This window comes from Paracoccus methylarcula (assembly GCF_003007735.2).
Taxonomy (GTDB): Bacteria; Pseudomonadota; Alphaproteobacteria; order Rhodobacterales; family Rhodobacteraceae; genus Paracoccus; species Paracoccus methylarcula.
Genome location: NZ_PXNQ02000009.1, coordinates 47,521 through 65,729 on the forward strand (window position 1 = coordinate 47,521; position 18,209 = coordinate 65,729).

An 18,209-nucleotide genomic window follows, 5' to 3' on the forward strand; every position below is an offset into this window, starting at 1 on the left:
TATTCGATCGAATGGGCGCCGTGGACTCGGCGCCCATTTCTATGGCACATTCAACTATATGTGGTGGTGTCCCTAGTTAGTCAACTAGATGTTGATTGATTGGGGCGCCGTAACGCAAAGAAAAAGAGCGTCTCGGGTTTCCGGCCCATGTGAGACGCTCTTCATAGAAAGTGTGAACCATGACTAACATACCTGCGAGTGACTCGCAATACCGTCTCGACGCTGAATCCCTCGATCTGCTAGGGGGCACCAATGTTGTCCCGCTGCGGATTCCCACCAATAACCGAGATGCGGCGCTTCATTGGGCCGAGCGCGGGCACCGCGTGCTGTTCCTGCGCGATTGGGGGGATGGTGACGGTAGAAAGCCTTTCGAGGGATGGCAGAGAGGCGCGACGACCAGCGCCGAGGTGATCAACGGATGGTGGGATAAGTATCCCGACGCGATCCCGGCATTGCTCTGCGACAACAAGGTTGTGCTGGATGTTGACGTGAAACACGGTAATGACGGGATAGCGACTCTCCGGGGGAAAGGTTTCGGTGACCTCGCCGCCTTGTCGCCAAGCCGGACGCGGACCAAGAGCGGCGGTTATCATCTCTTCTTTGAGGGCCCCGATGACCGGGTGAAAAACTGGGTTGGCGAAGTCGGGCCGGGGCTGGATACCCGTTGCAACAGCGGCGGGCTTGTCATTGCCCCCTATGCGACGATTGAAGGCAAGCAATATGTGCCCGAGGGGGCGCCGCTTGGATCGGTCGCACTGCCCCGCTTCCCCGATGAACTGGTGCCCGAGGACAAGCAGGACTACCCCTCAGTCGAGGCGCAGGAGGCCGACGAGGAACAGCGCGAATGGGCTGCTGATCATTTGCGCAAGCTGGCGTCGAACCTGGCGGCAACGCCATTAGGCGAGCGCCACGGCACCCTGAACGCTGCTGCACTATGGGCAGGGGGCGCAGGAGCCCACAAGGCGCTGACACAAGAGCAGGCGATGGATGCCCTGCTTGCAGCCTGCCGGAAATGGCCCGAGCCTTTTGACGAGCGTAAGGAGCGCGGCAAGATCGAACGCGCATGGCGAGATGGGTTGAAGAAACCTGTCATGTTGCCGGGGATGCATGACCATACGGACGTTTTCGAGGATCAAGGCGAGCCGGAACAGCGCGAGGAAAAGCCGGATCTAGATTGCGACACATGGGAATTGCTAGGCGGGCCGGATGTAGAGCCCAAGGGCAAGCAAGATCCCCGCGTCGTATTGAATGATCACCATGCTGTCGTGAGTCTTGGCGGCAAGACTGCGATCATGACGATTGAAGGCGACCGGGTTGCATTCGGTAATCCTGCCGACCTGAAGTTGCGCTATCAGAACCGCCGCCACGGGAAGCGCACCTTGGCCGAGGCGTGGCTGGAATGGAGCGGCAGGCAGGAATATCCCGGCGGCGTTGTTTTCCGCCCCGATGGCCGAGCCCCGGTTGCTGCTTATAACCTGTGGCGCGGATGGGCCATTGAGCCGAAAGAGTCGGCATCGTGCCATCTATTCCTGGACCATTTGCGCAACGTCATCTGCAACGGTCATCGGGGGCATTATGAATGGATACTCTGCTGGATGGCGCACATGGTCCAGCGCCCCGCCGAAAAGCCGCGATCTGCCATTGTCCTGCGAGGCGAGAAAGGGGCGGGGAAAGATATTGTGGCATCCTATCTATCCCGGCTCATGCATGAGTCCGCCTATCTGAATACTGCCGATCAGGAATCCGTATGGGGGCATTTCAATGGCGCGATTGCAAACAAGCTTTTCATCCATCTGGAAGAGGCATTCTTTCATGGAGACCACGGGGCAGACTCGCGGGTCAAGAACCTGATCACCGCCAATAAGCAGACGATCAATGAAAAGCATGCGCCAGTCTATTCCGTGGAGTCGTTCCATCGGCTCTGGATCACATCGAACGAGTTCCGCCCGGTAAACGCCACCTCGGGCGAAAGGCGTTATTTCATCTCTGAAGTGTCGGATGAGCAAAAGGGCAATTCAGCATATTTCGATGCGCTTGTGCGCGAGATGAACGGCGATGGTCCGAGCGCCCTAATGCACCTCCTCATGCACTACGACTTGACGGGGTGGCATCATCAGCCACCAGCTACCGAAGCCTTGCTGGACACCATCGCCGAGGGGCTCAGGGGCGTCCAAGCGTGGATGGCTGATTGCATTGAGGCTGAGGGAATCGTTGCAGCCGACAGAGCCTTGTTGTGGCGAGGTGAACCCATCGAGACTGACCGATTGCGTGATGCATTCGAGGGATGGGCCAGCAAGCCCGGCAATCGCTATCGTACGCAGCAAACAAGCGAAAAGGCGTTCGGCAAGCAAATAGCGCCATTCCTCGCCAAGCGACGCTTCAAGGAAGGCCCGCGCGATGATCGCGAATGGTATTACCTGCTTAAATCCCCCGAGGACTGCCGCAAGGTCTTGGATAGCATCATATCGAAAGGCAACCAGGCATGATGGGCGTTCTATCAGGCGTGACCCATGTGACTCGGGTCACGGATATCAACATGGGTCACCGATTTTCTTTTGGTTTCAAGGCCGTGACCCATGTGACCCATGTGACCCGTTTAAAAAGAGACTCATACACGCACATGCGCGCGCGCACGCACACGCACACTCGCGCGCAGGGCTACATCAAAACCACATGGGTCACGGGTCACATGGGTCACGCATCGATTTCTCGCGATCTTTCGGGTCCTTCCGAGGCCGACACGCCCGACTTGGGGGCGCTGAACCGTGTGGGTCCACTTTCCAAAATGAAAAATTTTATGGTGTAACAACATGGATTTAAATCGATCCCAGCCCGAGAACGACGATCACGACGACCTGTTGGGTGGGAATAGTCGAGATTCTTCGCCGGAGATCCCGAATCCTGCCCCGCTGGCTGGCTCTAGCGACTCGTCCGAAGCGTTCCCGCATGAAGTGAAAGAGGGCACGCTGGCGCAAATTCTGGGCATCACGGGAAATCGCGTCAGAGTGCTTGCGCAGGATGGAGTCGTGGTCCGATCCCGTCGCGGCTTTTACGACACTCGCGCATCGATCAAGAACTACTGCGCCAGGTTGCGGGAAGGCGCATCACGGGCCGGGAAACAACCGTCAGAATCCAGCGATCAGAAAGCCGAGGTGCTGCGCCTGACACGCGCCAAGGCCGACAGGGAGGAGGCACGGGTTGCTCGCGAGCGCGGCGAATTGATTCCGATTGATGATGTGCGCCGGGAATGGACCGACCTTGCGGTCAACTTGCGCAGTCAGATTCTCAATATCGGTCCTCGCGTATCCGCCCGCACCGGGCTGGACCGTGACACCGCCGCCTTGCTTGAAGAGGAATTGCGCCTTGCCTTGACGGAGTTGGACAATGCACGCTGAGACCTTCCGCACCCTACGCGCCGATGTTTACGCCGCCTTGCGCCCCCCGCCGCAACTGGACCTTGCCGACTGGACCGAGAAGCACGTTCGGATTCCGCAGACGGTCAGCGCCGAGCCTGGGCGCATGGTCCTGATGCCGTGGCAACGGGAAGTGGCCCGTTCGATCGGCAACAATCGCGTGGGCAGGGTCAGCATCCTGAAGAGTTCGAGAATCGGCGCAACGCAACTGATGGTCGCGGGGCTCGCCCATTACGCCCTGAACGATCCCGCCCTGCAGCTTGTGGTGCTTCCCTCCGAGTCTCTGTGCAGGATGCTGCTGACGGATATGATCGAGCCGACCTTTAACGCATCCCCGGCCTTGCGCGGCGCCTTGACTGAGAATGTCAGCGGTCGGGATACGATGCTGACGCGACATTACGCCGGAGGCCGGTTGTCGATCGTGTCAGGCGCCAGCGGGAAAAATTTGAGGGCTCGTGCGGCTCGCGTGCTCTGGATGGACGAGGTTGACGGGCTGGAAGTGTCCGCAGGCGGTGATGACGGGGAAGGCGATCCCGTGGCGATTGCATTGCGCAGGGTGGCTTCCTTCGGCTCGCGGTCCAAGGTGGTGATGGCATCCACCCCTATAGACGAGGCGACCAGCCGGATTGCCCGAGCCTATGAGGAGGGGGATTGCCGCCAGTGGCACCTGCCATGCCTCCATTGCGGCACCTATCAGGAATTGGAATGGTCAATGATCCAGTGGCCGACTGGCAAGCCCGAGGAGGCGTATTTCTGTTGCCCGGCTTGTGGCGCAATTACGCAAGAAGCAGACAGGCCGAAGATGCTGGACCGTGGCAAGTGGGTTGTGACCCGCCCCGAGGTGATTGGGCATCACTCTTACCGCATTAACGCGATCGGTGGTTCAGCCCTTGAGTCATGGGGGTCTATCGCCGCGCAATTCGTCGCCGCCAAAACCAACCCGAATCTGCTGAAGGTCTGGACGAACCAGCTAGAGGGGCGCGTGTGGCGCGACGGGTCAGACGGCCTCGAACCCGGCGACCTCATCGACACAGTGGAGCCGATCGGGCTGGACGGTCGCATCCCCCCGGAAGTTATCATTTTAACCGCAGGCACCGACCTGCAGGCCGATCGCGCCGAGATATCCACCCTTGGCTGGACCGCTGACGGGCGGGCGCTTGTCCTTGAGCATTCTGTGATCTGGGGCGATCCGTATGGCGATGACCTCTGGCGCGATGTACACGACCTGCTGGCTCGGTCCTTCCCGCACCCGAATGGGGGAACGCTACGCTATGACGCTGCCCTGACCGATGCCGGATTTGCGACACAGGAGGTCTACAACGCAACGCGGGGATATGCCGCCAAGCGGATATTCCCCTGCATGGGCGTCAGCGGATGGAAACGCCCGCCTGTCAGCTTGGGTAAGGCTGCCGGAGATAAAACGATCAGGCTGCAGCTTGTCGGCACCGACCCGATCAAACAGCGCATTATGGGCATGGTCCAGGGTGGCAGTTTCCGGTTCAGTGACTCGTTGTCGGAGGAGTGGTTCGACGGTTTCACGGCGGAACGGCTGCGCACCCGATTTAACAAGGGATTCAAAGTGTTGGAGTGGCACAAGGTGCGCCAGAGAAATGAGCCGATCGATACTTGCACATATGCGGTCGCAGCCCGATCGCTGTTGAATATCGATCTTGATCGGAGGGCGGAAGAACTGGCATCACAGGCCGCGCCAGCACCCGCCCCCCGGAGGATCAAATCCCGCTGGATGCAGGGGGGATAACGCGCCAAAACAAATGCCGAGCGAAATTAAGCCAAGTTTACTGATACGAGGGCGAATTTAATAATTAGCGGTTTTGTGCAAGCGCTTCTTGAAATGCACTCGCCGGTAACTTTCCAACTACAGAACGGTTTCTTCCCTGTAATTTAAACTCAAAACCAGTTTTTGCGGCGGACTCGAATTGTTGCTTTGTAAGCTGAATGAGGCCTTCTTCAGTCATACTACAGCTACCGCCGCCGCAACCAGAAACGTGCTCACCTGTAACTTGATAAGGCAATTTGTTCCCGAATGACCAAGCTTCTCTGAAAAATGCCCATCCTAAACCAGTTGATAGATACCTTGTCCCAACGGCGTAACGGATTTCGCCATTCTTCTCTGCTACGATTGTTGTGGCGTTTAGATTATAAAGTAACCCACCTGCAGCCGGATAAAACTTTGAATGCCCTGCAGTAACTCCAGTATGAACGTCTGAAATTGTGCCTGCCTCATTACTGCATGAAGCAATAATAAAGGTAGATGCCGCAAGGGCAATTGGCATTAAGAACCTAAACAAATTGTCCCCCTTCGGTTAGATAACGACAGCGTGAGCGAAAACTTGCCGACCGTCAAGTGAGTATCTGTCAATCCTCGCCAGCGTGCGAGCAACAGCGCATCATAGCCGATAGCGGCGTGGCGCTGGACAGGCTACATTCTGTTGATCGTGACGAAAGGCAATCCCCCGTCACTTAGGCTGTCCCGCACATGGGCTGCAGTCATTCCCGACTCCTCCTCGCCAATGTCGGCCAGGTCCGGGGTGCTGGAATAGAACGGCAGCGAATGGAATTTGTCAGCGTGTTTTCCGACCCCTCGCATGATCGCCATGCATGGGTGCCAGCCCGGTTCTGACCGCCCCCGAAATTGGATCTTCCGCTCTTCCGCGCTCGCTGGCCTGAGCCAGAATCCCCTGTTGGGGAAGCGGCGGGCGAATCTCCTGTCGATTTTTGCGGGCATCGGGGAATCCTTGCCAGGGTGCCTTTTGTAAATTGCCCCATCCCGCGAGGTTGCCGGGATGGGGCGTCCTGACCTGTCCATCAGGATTTCGTGGCAGGGCCGACCGCAGCCGCCCCTGCCCATGGTTCTCAACATCTGGACACCGCCCTTGTAGCACTTGCTTCTGATTGACGCAAGATACTTGCTTCAGATTGACGCAGGCTGTATAAGCGCCGTGACTGACATGCACCCTGACGAGGAATCCACAGATGACTGAGCGCACCGCAACCCTCCGCGAGATCACCGACGCCCTTGCCACGGCGCGCGGCATGAGCACCGACGAGCACGAACGGCTTTATAGCCGCGCCAGGACCATGCGCGACCGTGGCTTGATCTTTACCCGCTTGCCGCGTTCGCAGGGGCGAGAGACCAAATACGCCGAGGGCGATATTTGCGCCGCCGTCACCGCGATCAGCATGAGCCTCGCGGGAACCAGTCAGGACGTGATTGCGGCAATGCTCGGGCAACTACGCACCTTCGGCCCGCGCGGCGAGATCCATGCCTGCGGCACCCCGGCTTTCGAGGATCATCTTGCAGCAATCCGTTCGGGCGCGCCGGTTTTCGTCCGTTTCGACGTGGTACATCTGGGCGACGACTCCGGGCGCTGGCCGGGCACTCATTCGCGGATGGGCTCACTCGCAAGCCTTGGGCTGGAGGAGGAGTTTGAACGGACGGACGCTTACGGCGCTACATACCGTATCGAGAAAAGCGACCTGATCCCCGTCACGCTCCACTGCAAGCCGGTCCTCGACATCTTGGCCGAGGATTGATCGGTATGGGCTGGTTGCGAAACCTATTAGGCACGACAAAGCGCAGCTATGAGGCGGCGACCCCGAGCATGAGCCGGTTTGACGCTGGCCGGAAGCGCTTTTCCAGCTATGGCCCGGAGACCGTGGCGGCTGGCCCATCGATCCGCAGCCGCGCCCGGCATGCCGCCGAGAATAACAGCTTGACCGCCGCCGCGATCGGCGCATGGTGCGACAGCGTGATCGGACCAGGTATCAGGCCGACCAGTCAGCACCCCGACCCCGAGACCCGCGCCACCCTCGACGCCTATTTCCAGCGATGGGCGCGACATGCCGACGCATCGGCCCGAGGGGATTATTACGCGATCCAAAGCCAGGTTGCCCGAGCCGAGCGGATTGACGGTGAAAGCCTCCTGCTGTGGCGCGGTGACAAGCTGTTGCACTTGCCTCCTGAGCAATTGGCCGACATCGCGACCGATCAGATCGTCGCCGGGGTGGAACTCGGTGACGATGGGCAGGCGGTAGCATACCATATCCACCCGCAGCGCCCGGATGCGATGAATGCGGCATATCACCCCCCTATCCGCGTTCCCGCCGATCAGGTGATCCATGTGATGGAACCTCGCGGGCCGGGACAGGTCCGGGGCGTGTCATCCTTGGCTCCTGTCCTGTTGACGCTGGCGTCACTCGACGGGCTGGAAGATTCACTCCTGATGCAGAACCGCATGGCCGCGCTCCTGTCCGTCATCGTGACGGATGAACTGCAACAGGACGGCAAAGACCCCCTTGCCGATGGGGAAGGACTCGCGCCCGGTGAGATTATCAAACTTCCCGGAAACTTGAAAATCACCACCATCTCGCCACAACAGAGTCAGCAATCAGGAGAGTTCCTGAAGCACATGACGCGCCGTGTCGCGGCAGGGGTGGGCGTGCCCGATTGGCTCATTTCGGCGGATGTCGGACAGGCGAACTATTCCAGCTTGCGCGCTGCGCTCGTGGCGTACAGGCAGCGCATAGAGCGTTTCCAATTTCAGATCCTCGCGCCGCAAATGCTCGATCCGGTCTGGCGCCGTGTCGCGACTATGGCGGCATTGGAACACAATATCCCGATCGATGACGACTTGTTTAGCGTCGAGCATATCCCGCCTGCACAACCTTGGGTTGATCCGATGAAAGACGCCAACGCCTCGATCCAGATGCTTAAACACGGCTTGGCGAGCCGCAGGCAGATAGTCAGCGCCCTGGGCTATTCCGTCGAGGAACTGGACGCCGAGATCCAAGCCGATCGCGAACGGGAAGCCGCCCTGGGTCTGACCTTCGGCGCACCGAAAAAGGAATCCGAAGCATGACGACCACAGTATTCTTTCGCGCGGCAACACTGGCTGCAACTGCCGATCCGCTGACATTTACGGCTGTCATCGCAACGCCCTTCCCGGTTCAGCGCCGAGACCGCCGTGGGCCGCTGCTGGAAGTTCTCAACCCTCATGGCGCACAAGCTGCAACCGATCCGTTGCCGGTCCAGTTGGATCACCGCACGAGCGCCCGCGAGACGATCGGCACGGCAAGCAATATCCGGGTGGAGGAAGACCAGTTGCTTGCCGACATCCGCCTGACGACCGCCGACGATGCCGAGCCTATCCGGCAGCGCATAGCTGACGGCACCCTGTCCACATTCTCTGTCGGTTACACGGTCAGCCGATCGAGTGAAACGCGGGACGCTGACGGCAACCGCGTCGTGACCGTTTCCAGCTTCAGGGTGATGGAGATCAGCTTGACTCCCATCCCTGCCGATCCAAACGCCCGCAAGAGGAGCGAAACAACCATGCCCTATGATATCGAAACCCGCGAGGCGCTGATTGATGATCTGCGCGAACGCTGCAAACTGCCTGACGACTGGGGGCAGGATCTCACCGAGGAAGCCGTGACCGATGATGAGGTGCGCAGCGCAGCCCTAGAGGCGATGCTGACCCGACAGACTCCGACCATCCGCGTCACCCGCAGCCATGACGATCCACAGGCGATCGTCAGCCGCGCCGCCGCTGGTGTCTATGCCCGGATGAGCGGCACGGAGATCCCCGAGGCATCCCGCGACTACGCGAATATGTCGCTCATGGATCTGGCGAAAGACTCGCTGTCCCGTGCTGGCGTCAGTCATCGCGGCATGTCGGTTGATGAGGTGTTGCACCGATCGGTTGCCGGAACGTCAGACTTCCCGGCGATTGTCGCCAATGTCGCCAACATGAGCGTGGGACAGGCTTACCGGGTGGCAGAGTCCCCGCTCAAGGTCTTGTTCAAGCGCCGCAGCCTGTCCGACTTCAAGGTCGCCAGCACCGTTCGGGCCGGAGGGCTTGGCCGCTTGGAGCCCTTAACGGAGCACGGAGAGATAACCGCAACAAGCCGTGCGGAAGAGGCCGAGCCGCTGCAACTCAGGACGTTCGCCCGCCGCTGGGATTGCAGCCGTACCCTCATTATCAACGATTCGCTCAATATCCTGGCCGATACTACAAGCCAGCTTGGTGAAAGTGCAGCCGCGACGGAAGCCGACCTCTGCGCCGATCAGTTGCTTGGCACCGATACCCTGAGCGATGGGACTCCGTTGTTCGATGCGAGCCGGAATAACGTCCATACCGGCACTGCCGATCTGGTTGCCGATCTGGCAGCGGCGCGGCTGATCATGCGTCAGCAAAAGAATCTGGACGGCATCACGCCTATCTCGGTATCGCCCAAGTATATCGTCGCTGGCCCGAGCCGTGAGACTGATCTGGAACAAGTGTTGGCCACGATCTACGCCAACACAACGGCAGATGCGAACGTCTTTGCAGGCAAGTTTCAACTGCTGATCGACCCGAGGATCGAGACAGACGACTGGTTTTTGTTTGCCGATCCTGCCCGCGCTGCCGTCTTCAATCTCGGCCATCTTGCTGCCGCCCCCGGCCCGCAGGTCCAGAGGCAAGAAACCTGGTCCACATTAGGAATCAGTTTCCGTTGCTGGATGGACGTGGGCGCAGGCTTCGCCGGATGGCGCGGCGCTGTGAAGGTCACGGGATAATGGCGACCCTGGCCGAACTGCAAGCCTATCGGGAACGGCTGTTGGAAACCCGTTACTCGGGAATCCGCAGCCTGACCGATCAGAATGGCGAGCAGGTCCATTACCGCAGCCAATCGGAGATCGAACGCGCGATCGCCGCGCTTGACGCCGAGATTGCCGCCCTGACCTCGGGGCGGTCCAATCGCATCAAACCCATCATGACGAAAGGTCTAGAACCATGAGCACTACATATCTGCAACCAGGTCATACCCTGACCATCACCGCGCCCGCCGCCGTCGCATCCGATGATGTCGTGATCGTCGGCGATATCGTCGGCATCGCTCAGGGGGATGCAGCGTCAGGCGCACCCGTTGACGTGACCGTGACCGGCTGCTGGGAACTGCCGAAGGTCTCGGCTGATGACGTCCAGACCGGCGAGGCATTATTCTGGGATGCGACGGCGGGTCTCGCCACTGTCGTATCAACCGGGAATACCGCCATCGGTTACGCCATCGCCGATGCCCCCGCAGCAACTGGAACCGTAGCCGTCAGGCTGCCCGGATAAGGAGATCCGACAATGGCAAAGATGCTCGCGAAAACAGACATCATCATGCCCGACGATGTGCTGATCACCAAGGGCTCGGTTTTCGACGCAAGCCCGGCACAGGCCCGCCAGTTTGATCATCTCAATGCGGCGCGCGCTGCGACCGAGGCCGAAATCAAACAGGCCGAAGCCAATCGGAAGAAAGCCAACGGCACCGCCTGATTCACCTCGCGCATGATCTAAAGAGCCGTCCTTCGGGGCGGCTCTTTTCGTTATATTATCACCTGAATTTTGGACTCGAATCCCTGTGGAAACTGCTCTAGCATGGTATCGGGCATGGTATCGCCATGCTCAATCGGCTTGATTCTATTGCATTTGTGATGCCTCTCCTGGGGGCACCAAATAAAAAACCGCGTTTTCAGACTGTTGTCTGGACGCGGTTTTTTGTTGCGCATGTCGCGGAAACGCCGCCGCGTGCACAGAGCGGCGGCGCCTATCCGGATCTCCCCTACAGCTCGTCGCGCCAGCGATTGACCAGCGGATAGCGGCGATCCAGCCAGAAGGCCCTGGTCGAGATGCGCGGGCCGGGGGCGGCCTGATAGCGTTTCCACTCGCTGATATAGAGCAGTTTCTCGACATGGCGCACGGTTTCGGCGTCGAAACCCTGTTCGACCAGGTCCTTGAGCGCCAGATCCTTTTCGACCAGCCCTTCGAGAATCGCGTCCAGAACCTCGTAGGGAGGCAGCGAGTCCTCGTCCTTCTGATCGGGGCGCAGCTCGGCCGAAGGCGGCTTCGAAATGATCTGCGGTGGAATCACCTCGCCCTCGGGGCCCTTCATCCACGGGCGGTGATTGGCGTTGCGCCAGCGGCAGGTCTCGAAGACGCGGGTCTTGTAGAGATCCTTGATCGGGTTGTAGCCGCCCGCCATGTCGCCATAGATCGTCGCATAGCCCACCGCGACCTCGGATTTGTTGCCGGTGGTCAGCAGCATCTCGCCGAACTTGTTCGACAGCGCCATCAGCATCACCCCGCGCAGGCGGGACTGGATGTTTTCCTCGGTCGTGTCGGGGCTTGTGCCCTCCATCAGATGTGCCAGTGCGCCTTCGACGGCATCGCGGGCAGCATCTATCCTGACGGTATCCAGCCGTGTGCCCAACCGTCCGGCGCAATCGGCGGCATCGTCGAGGCTGGCTTGCGAGGTATATTCCGAGGGCAGCATGACGCAGCGGACATTCTCGGGGCCGATGGCGTCAGTGGCGATCGTGGCGACCAGGGCCGAATCGATGCCGCCCGACAGGCCAAGAACCATCCTGGAAAAGCCGGATTTGCACAGATATTCGCGCAGGCCCAGCATCATCGCGTGATAATCCTGCTCCCACGCGTCGGGCTGCGGGGCCAACTCGCCGGGTTCGGCCCGCCAGCCGTCCTCGCCTCGGGTGAAATCGACATGCGCGATGACTTCCTCGAAGGCGGGAAGCTGCACGACCTTCCTGCCGCCCGGATTCAGCACGAAGCTGGCGCCGTCGTAAAGCTGGTCGTCCTGACCGCCGACAAGGTTGACATAGACCAGCGGCAGCCCGGTCTCGACAACCCGCCCGACCATGTGTCCCATCCGCAAGTCAAGCTTTTCGCGGTGATAGGGCGAGCCATTCGGCACGATCAGGATCTCGGCGCCGGTCTCGGCCAATGTTTCGGCCACATCCGGATACCAGCTATCTTCGCAGATCGGAGAGCCGATGCGCGCCGCACCGACCGGGTAGGGGCCGCTGATCGGGCCGCTGTCGAACAGGCGCAACTCGTCGAAAAGCTGCTTGAAGGGCAGGTGGTGCTTGAGGACGCGGGCGACCAGCTTGCCATCCTTGAAGATCCAATAGGCGTTATACAGCTTGTCCCCATCGCGCCACGGACCACCGATGCCGATCGCGGGGCCGTCCGCACATGCCGCACCGACCTCCTGGATCGCGGCCATGGCCTGCTCGGTGAAGGCGGGTTTCAGCACCAGGTCCTGCGTCTGGTAGCCGGTGATGAACATCTCGGGCAGGGCCAACATGTCTGCTCCGGCTTCCTTCGCCGTGGCCCATGCCTCGCGGGCCTTGGCGGCGTTGCCGGGCAGATCGCCCACGGTGGCGTTCAACTGGCCGATGGTCAGGCGGAAACGGTCGGTCATGGTCATGCCCCTGTTATCTCGGTCCCGTGATAGGGGAAGGCGGCGGAAAGGAAAAGTCGGGCTTTGCGCGCGGCGGGTGCTTGGGGTAGACCATGGGGCAAAAGTCAGGGGCAAGGGCGATGATGGCGGCGAAACGGACAGCGACGAAAGCGGGCGCATTCGCGTTGATGCTGGCGATGGCGGCGGTTGCGGCGGATGCGCAGGTCATTACCAAGCAATATGACGACGGCGGCGTCTATGAGGGCACGTTCCGCAATGGCCGCCAGCATGGGCAGGGCAGTTACACGCTGCCCAATGGCTACAAATACGAGGGCGATTGGGTCGATGGCGAGATCCTGGGACAGGGCGAGGCCGTGTTTCCCAACGGCTCGGTCTATGCCGGGCATTTCGCCAAGGGCAAGCCGGACGGCAAGGGCAAGATCACCTATACCGACGGCAGCACCTATGAGGGCGACTGGATCGCCGGTGAGATTACCGGCGAAGGCGAGGCGCATTACGCCGATGGAAGCGTCTACAAGGGGCAGTTCGTCAAGGGGCTGCACCAGGGCAAGGGCGTGATGACCCGACCCAATGGCTATCGCTACGAGGGTGAGTGGAACGCCAATATCAAGGAAGGGACGGGCAAGATCACCTATCCCGACGGTGCCGTCTATGAAGGCGGGATGCTGGCCGGTCAGCCGGCGGGCAAGGGCAAGCTCAGCATGCCCGACGGAATGACCTATGACGGCATTTGGGCGGCCGGCCAGATGTCGGGCAGCGGCGTTCTCGTGCAGCCCTCGGGTGACCGTTACGAAGGCGAGATGCGGCAGGGCAAGCGCGAAGGGCGGGGGATCGCGACCTATGTGAATGGCGAGGTCTATGACGGCCAGTTCGTGAATGACCGTCGGCACGGGCAGGGGACATTCACCGGCACCGACGGATATGTTTATGCGGGGCAATGGGTCGAGGGCCGGATGGAGGGCAGGGGAGAGATCACCTATCCCGACGGTTCGGTCTACGGGGGCCAGATGAAGGAGGATCGCCCGGACGGAACCGGCAAGATCACCTATCCGGACGGCTCGACCTATGAGGGCCAGTGGCTGGAAGGCGTGATCGAGGGAGACGGAAAGGCCAGCTATGCCAATGGCATGGTCTATGAAGGCGGTTTCAGGAATGCCCGGAATCACGGGCAGGGCCGGATGTCCTATCCCGATGGCTATGTCTATACCGGCGCATGGCGGGACGGACAGCGCCATGGCGAAGGACAGGCGACCTATCCCGATGGCACGGTTTACACCGGCAGTTTCGTCAACGGGTTGCGCGAAGGGCAGGGCAAGCTGACCACACCCGACGGCTTCGTCTACGAGGGCGGCTGGAAAGAGGGTGAGATCGACGGCAAGGGCGTTGCCACCTATGTCAATGGCGACCGCTACGAAGGGCATTTCGTGGCAGGCAAGCGGCAGGGTCAGGGCCTGATGCGCTATGCGACGGGAAAGGTGGCCTCGGGTGAATGGCAGGAAGATCGTCTGATCGATGCCGATTCCGAAGCGCCCGCCGAAGAGGGCGCGCAGAATGACGGCGAGGCCGAGGCACCGAGCCTGCCCGAGGAGGCTCCGGCCGAGGGTGGGTAATCCCGAGCAGATGCGCTCATTCTGACGACGCCTGTACGAAGGGGCGGGATTTGCATCCCGCCCCTGTCAATGTCGGCATTTTCCGCCGCCCCGATCCGTGGCGAGGGATCACAGCATGGGCTTTGCGTGTTTCAAATGCCGCGCGACGAGTTTCTTGACTTCGGAACCTTTCGCAGGGATCAACCGTGCAGACTCGGCCATGAAATCCGGCTCGGTGATCTGCGGAAAGAGCGTCTCGATCTCTTTCCTTGCCTCGGGCGGCACGCTTTGCAGCGCGACCGGGCCGGTGAACAGGCTTTCGGTCGGCGCGTCCTCGGAAAAGATCACCTGGTGCTTGTCGAACAAGATGTGGAAATAGGTCACATCCTCGACATCCCCGGCGATCTCGCTCCCGTTCATCCCGACCAGCTTGCTGGCGGGGATCAGGATTTCCTCGGCGCCGAACATGCGCTGCGCGATCTTCGAGCGGACCAGGACCCGGTGCTGACGGCTGACCATCAGATCCCGCTTGGGCAAGCCGTTCCCGAGCGCACCCGCAGGGATACGGATCGGGCGCAGCTTCGGGTTATGGGCCAGATCGACGGCATCGCGTCTGGTCGAGCCGATCCAGCGGATGGGCTGATAGCCGTCATCGAGGGTGGCGATCATGTCCCCGGGCTGGAGTTCCTCGACGGGTTTGTTGCCTTGGTTGGTTTCGATCAGGGTGCCGGAGGTGAAGCAGGGGATGGGATCGGGAGTGGGGGTGAAACTGCTTGCGTCCCACAAGCCAGTATATGCAGGGGGGAATTCGGTATCTTCATTCTGCCACACACCAGCATCTTCATATGATGAAACCTCCCAGTCATACACATTATTAAAGGTATAGTAGGTTCTGCCGCCAATTGACAGTTTGACAAACTCTCCGCCGGTTGGATTGGTATCTAGAGGATGTCCGACACTGTCTTGCATATACCAGAGTTCCTCCAGATAAATATCCGACCCTGCAGGAATACCGTCAAAGGATTCATATAATACCTGGTCATATTCTGAATAGTACAGATTACTATTGTAGCCGTAAGCATCAAGATGGGCAAAATTATCCCCACTTGCATCGCTGACGTCTTCGATTCTTACTTCCTGAAACTTGGAGAAATCGGTGATCCGGACACTACCATAAGGCTGCGATCCATAATACCCATCGGTTTGAAAATCCACATATGCAGGATCGATAACATAAAAACTATAGTAACCAGTAATAGTAGCCACTTCGAAAAACTCCACGATAACTCAGTAACACCCTCTATCCAAGCGGAGGGTCGAACTATTTCATAACATGGTTAATGAAGCACGAGTTGTCGTGCTGGGCCACACCGCTATGACCTGAAAGTCGGAAGAACTGTTCCGGATTCGGAACAGTTCCGGAGATTATTTCGAGTGCAGCGCCCCGTTCCCAATTTCGATCGCTGCCAAGCTCCTCACCTCACCTCGAATCGGCGAGAACAGGTCCCTCACCGGTTTTCGGAAACAGGCGGAGGCCGGTCTCGTCGGTGTCAGGCTGGATCCGCCGCTTCCAGTGCCGAAAGAGAGGGAACTGTCGCGGCGCGTTGCGTCCCTGCACCGATGGAATCCACGGACAGCCCCTTCAAGCATGGAAATCATTCCCCCGGTTGCACGCTCAGCCGCCTTTCCGGGGCGCGGGGTATCCGCACCGGGCCATAACCCAAAAGGCGAAGCGCGTTCAGGGTCACGAGCACGGTGGCCCCGGTATCCGCGAGAATCGCAATCCAGAGGCCGGTGACGCCCAGCACGGTCGTGACGAGGAACACCGCCTTGAGACCAAGCGCTATGGCGAGATTCTGCCGGATATTGGTCATGGTCGCGCGGGCGAGGCGAAGCTGCGCGACCACATCCATCAGCCGGTTGCGCAGCAGCGCGCCATCCGCGGTTTCAAGAGCCACATCGGTGCCCGAACCCATGGCGATGCCGACATGCGCGGTGGCCAGGGCGGGTGCGTCGTTTATGCCGTCGCCGATCATCATCACCCGGTGCCGATCGGTGAGGCCGCGCAGCACGGCCACCTTGTCCTCGGGCAAGAGCTCCGCGCGGTGATCGATGCCGATCTGTCCGGCGATGGCGGCCCCGGTCAGGGCGTTGTCGCCGGTCAGCATGATTGCGGCGACGCCCAAATCATCCAGGGCGGCCACGGCCTGCGCCGCGTCCTCGCGCGGCTCGTCCCGCAGCGCCAGCAGGCCCAGAAGGCGATCCGGGGAGAAGACTGCGACCACTGTCTTGCCCTCTGCCTCGAACTTTTCGGTCCGTGCGGCGCTCTCACCGGTCAGCACGCCCGATTCGGCGGCAAGACGCGGGGCGCCGACGGTCCAACGCGTCCCTTCCATCATGGCGAAAGCGCCCTTGCCGGGAATCGCGCCGGCATGGGTGCTTTCGGGCCAGTTCAACCCGGCCTCCTCGGCGCGGGCAAGGATGGCCTGGCCAAGCGGATGGCTCGCCCCGGTCTCGACCGCCGCAGCCATGCGCAACAGATCCTCTGCCGTGCCGGAAACGGGCAGTATATCGGTCACTCGCGGCCGCCCTTCTGTCAGGGTGCCGGTCTTGTCGAAGGCCACGATGCTGGTCCTTGCCGCCGCCTCGATCACCGCGCCGCCTTTTATCAGCAATCCCTGCCGCGCCCCGGCTGAAAGCGCCGAAGCGATGGAGGCCGGGACCGAGATCACCAATGCGCAGGGGCAGCCGATCAGCAGCAATGCGAGTGCGCGGTAGATCCAGATCTCCCAATCCGCACCGGCAATCAGGGGCGGCAGGATGGCGACCAGCACCGCCACGCCGACCACGGCGGGCATATACCAGCGGCTGAAGCGGGTGATGAAGCGCTCCGTGGGGGGCCGGGCCGTCTCGGCCTCTTCCACCAGGCGGATGATCCGGGCGATGGTGTTGTCCTCGGCGGCACGCGTGACGCGCAGCCGCAATTCGGCCTCGCCATTCACCGACCCGGCGAAAACCTCGGCTCCGGGCTCTTTCAGGCGCGGCACGCTTTCCCCGGTGACAGGGCTTTCATCGACACCGGATGTGCCTGCGACCACCGTGCCATCGGCGGGCACGCGGTCGCCGGGGCGGACCTGCACGACCTGGCCGACAGAGAGCGTGGCGGCGGGCACCTCGCGGATGCGGTTGCCGGTCACGAGGCGGGCGGATCTCGGCACCAGCCCGGAGAGCGCGCGAATGCCGTTCCGGGCCTTGTCGGCGGCGAGGCTTTCCAGCATCTCGCCCATGGCGAAGAGAAAGACAACCAGTGCCGCCTCGCCCGCCGCATCGATCGCAAGCGCACCGAGCGCGGCGATGCTCATGAGCATTTCGATGGTGAATGGCATCCCTGCCCGTGCCAGGATCACCGCCCGTTTCGTGATCGGGGCAAGGCCGATCAGCGTGGCAAGGGTGAATGCCCATTGCGCCGCCAGTCCGCCGACAGTCAGTTCCACCAGCCATGCCGCGGCCAGAAGCAGGCCGGTGCCAATCAGCATCCGGCCCTTGCGGGTCCGATACCATGCGGGGTCCTGCCTTTGTCCGGGGGCCTTCTGCGGCGGGATATGCGCATTGCCGGGATAGGCATCGACCGGCAGGACAAAGCCACGCGGGGAAGTTTCAGGTTCGAAAGCGCCTTTCGGCGAAAGCCCGAAGCCCAGCCCTCGTACGGCTTTCTCGACCTCATCCCGCGATATGCGGGAGCCGTCGCGGCGCAGGCGCAGGCGTTCGGCCATCAGGGCCACATCCACCTCTGACACGCCAGGCAAGCGTTCGAGCGCAGCACGGATCTTGGCGGCGCAAGAGCCGCAATCCATGCCCGTTACGCGCCATTCCTCGATGATCGTGCCGTCATTTTCCATATCGTGATTCCGCCGATTCGTTTCCGATCGCAAGGAAG

The 18,209-nt window shown here is 60.8% G+C and carries 15 protein-coding genes; 11 read left to right on the plus strand and 4 right to left on the minus strand.

What is annotated here, in order from left to right:
• The first annotated feature begins 179 nt into the window (after positions 1-179).
• The 4 genes from A7A09_RS14575 to A7A09_RS14590 are packed head-to-tail and all read left to right on the plus strand — an operon-like array spanning position 180 to position 5,172.
• On the plus strand, positions 180-2,486 hold the full coding sequence (locus tag A7A09_RS14575) for a bifunctional DNA primase/polymerase (RefSeq protein WP_106692084.1): 2,307 nt from the start codon (positions 180-182) through the stop codon (positions 2,484-2,486).
• Complete coding sequence (locus A7A09_RS14580) at positions 2,483-2,806, plus strand: hypothetical protein (RefSeq protein WP_106692085.1); 324 nt, start codon at positions 2,483-2,485, stop codon at positions 2,804-2,806. The genes A7A09_RS14575 and A7A09_RS14580 overlap by 4 nt, the downstream gene beginning before the upstream one ends.
• A 4-nt stretch (positions 2,807-2,810) precedes the next feature.
• A complete protein-coding gene (locus tag A7A09_RS14585; protein WP_148043689.1) occupies positions 2,811-3,395 on the plus strand; it encodes a hypothetical protein in 585 nt (194 codons plus the stop codon).
• On the plus strand, positions 3,385-5,172 hold the full coding sequence (locus A7A09_RS14590; RefSeq protein ID WP_106692087.1) for a phage terminase large subunit family protein: 1,788 nt from the start codon (positions 3,385-3,387) through the stop codon (positions 5,170-5,172). The genes A7A09_RS14585 and A7A09_RS14590 overlap by 11 nt, the downstream gene beginning before the upstream one ends.
• A 64-nt stretch (positions 5,173-5,236) precedes the next feature.
• On the opposite strand, the gene A7A09_RS20575 is transcribed toward A7A09_RS14590, so the two are convergent.
• Complete coding sequence (locus A7A09_RS20575) at positions 5,237-5,707, minus strand: hypothetical protein (protein ID WP_148043690.1); 471 nt, start codon at positions 5,705-5,707, stop codon at positions 5,237-5,239.
• A gap of 700 nt (positions 5,708-6,407) precedes the next feature.
• Here A7A09_RS20575 and A7A09_RS14600 point away from each other — a divergent pair.
• From A7A09_RS14600 to A7A09_RS14625, 6 genes are read left to right on the plus strand one after another with little or no spacing between them, the layout of a single operon-like run.
• The gene (locus A7A09_RS14600; protein ID WP_106692089.1) at positions 6,408-6,968 is read left to right on the plus strand and encodes a hypothetical protein; all 561 of its coding nucleotides are present in this window, start codon (positions 6,408-6,410) and stop codon (positions 6,966-6,968) included.
• Positions 6,969-6,973: 5 nt separating this feature from the next.
• Positions 6,974-8,293: a phage portal protein gene (locus tag A7A09_RS14605; RefSeq protein WP_106692090.1), complete on the plus strand. Its 1,320-nt coding sequence runs from the start codon at positions 6,974-6,976 to the stop codon at positions 8,291-8,293.
• Entirely contained in the window at positions 8,290-9,993 is a 1,704-nt protein-coding gene (locus tag A7A09_RS14610; RefSeq protein WP_106692091.1) for a phage major capsid protein, read from the plus strand. The genes A7A09_RS14605 and A7A09_RS14610 overlap by 4 nt, the downstream gene beginning before the upstream one ends.
• The gene (locus A7A09_RS14615; RefSeq protein ID WP_106692092.1) at positions 9,993-10,214 is read left to right on the plus strand and encodes a phage head-tail joining protein; all 222 of its coding nucleotides are present in this window, start codon (positions 9,993-9,995) and stop codon (positions 10,212-10,214) included. The genes A7A09_RS14610 and A7A09_RS14615 overlap by 1 nt, the downstream gene beginning before the upstream one ends.
• Positions 10,211-10,537, plus strand: a complete 327-nt coding sequence (locus A7A09_RS14620; RefSeq protein WP_106692093.1) for a DUF2190 family protein — start codon at positions 10,211-10,213, stop codon at positions 10,535-10,537. The genes A7A09_RS14615 and A7A09_RS14620 overlap by 4 nt, the downstream gene beginning before the upstream one ends.
• A gap of 12 nt (positions 10,538-10,549) precedes the next feature.
• Positions 10,550-10,738, plus strand: coding sequence for a hypothetical protein (locus tag A7A09_RS14625; protein ID WP_106692094.1), 189 nt, complete (start codon positions 10,550-10,552; stop codon positions 10,736-10,738).
• A 286-nt stretch (positions 10,739-11,024) separates the two neighbouring features.
• Here A7A09_RS14625 and A7A09_RS14630 read toward each other — a convergent pair whose 3' ends face one another.
• Positions 11,025-12,683 (minus strand): NAD+ synthase, encoded by a 1,659-nt coding sequence (locus A7A09_RS14630; protein ID WP_106692206.1) that lies wholly within the window; start codon positions 12,681-12,683, stop codon positions 11,025-11,027.
• 122 nt (positions 12,684-12,805) lie between these two features.
• Here A7A09_RS14630 and A7A09_RS14635 point away from each other — a divergent pair, with 122 nt between their 5' ends.
• Positions 12,806-14,293, plus strand: coding sequence for an MORN repeat-containing protein (locus tag A7A09_RS14635; RefSeq protein WP_106692207.1), 1,488 nt, complete (start codon positions 12,806-12,808; stop codon positions 14,291-14,293).
• Positions 14,294-14,401: 108 nt separating this feature from the next.
• Here A7A09_RS14635 and A7A09_RS14640 read toward each other — a convergent pair whose 3' ends face one another.
• On the minus strand, positions 14,402-15,553 hold the full coding sequence (locus A7A09_RS14640) for a Hint domain-containing protein (protein WP_245999376.1): 1,152 nt from the start codon (positions 15,551-15,553) through the stop codon (positions 14,402-14,404).
• A gap of 374 nt (positions 15,554-15,927) precedes the next feature.
• A complete protein-coding gene (locus A7A09_RS14645; protein WP_245999377.1) occupies positions 15,928-18,171 on the minus strand; it encodes a heavy metal translocating P-type ATPase in 2,244 nt (747 codons plus the stop codon).
• Between the last annotated feature and the right edge of the window lie 38 nt (positions 18,172-18,209).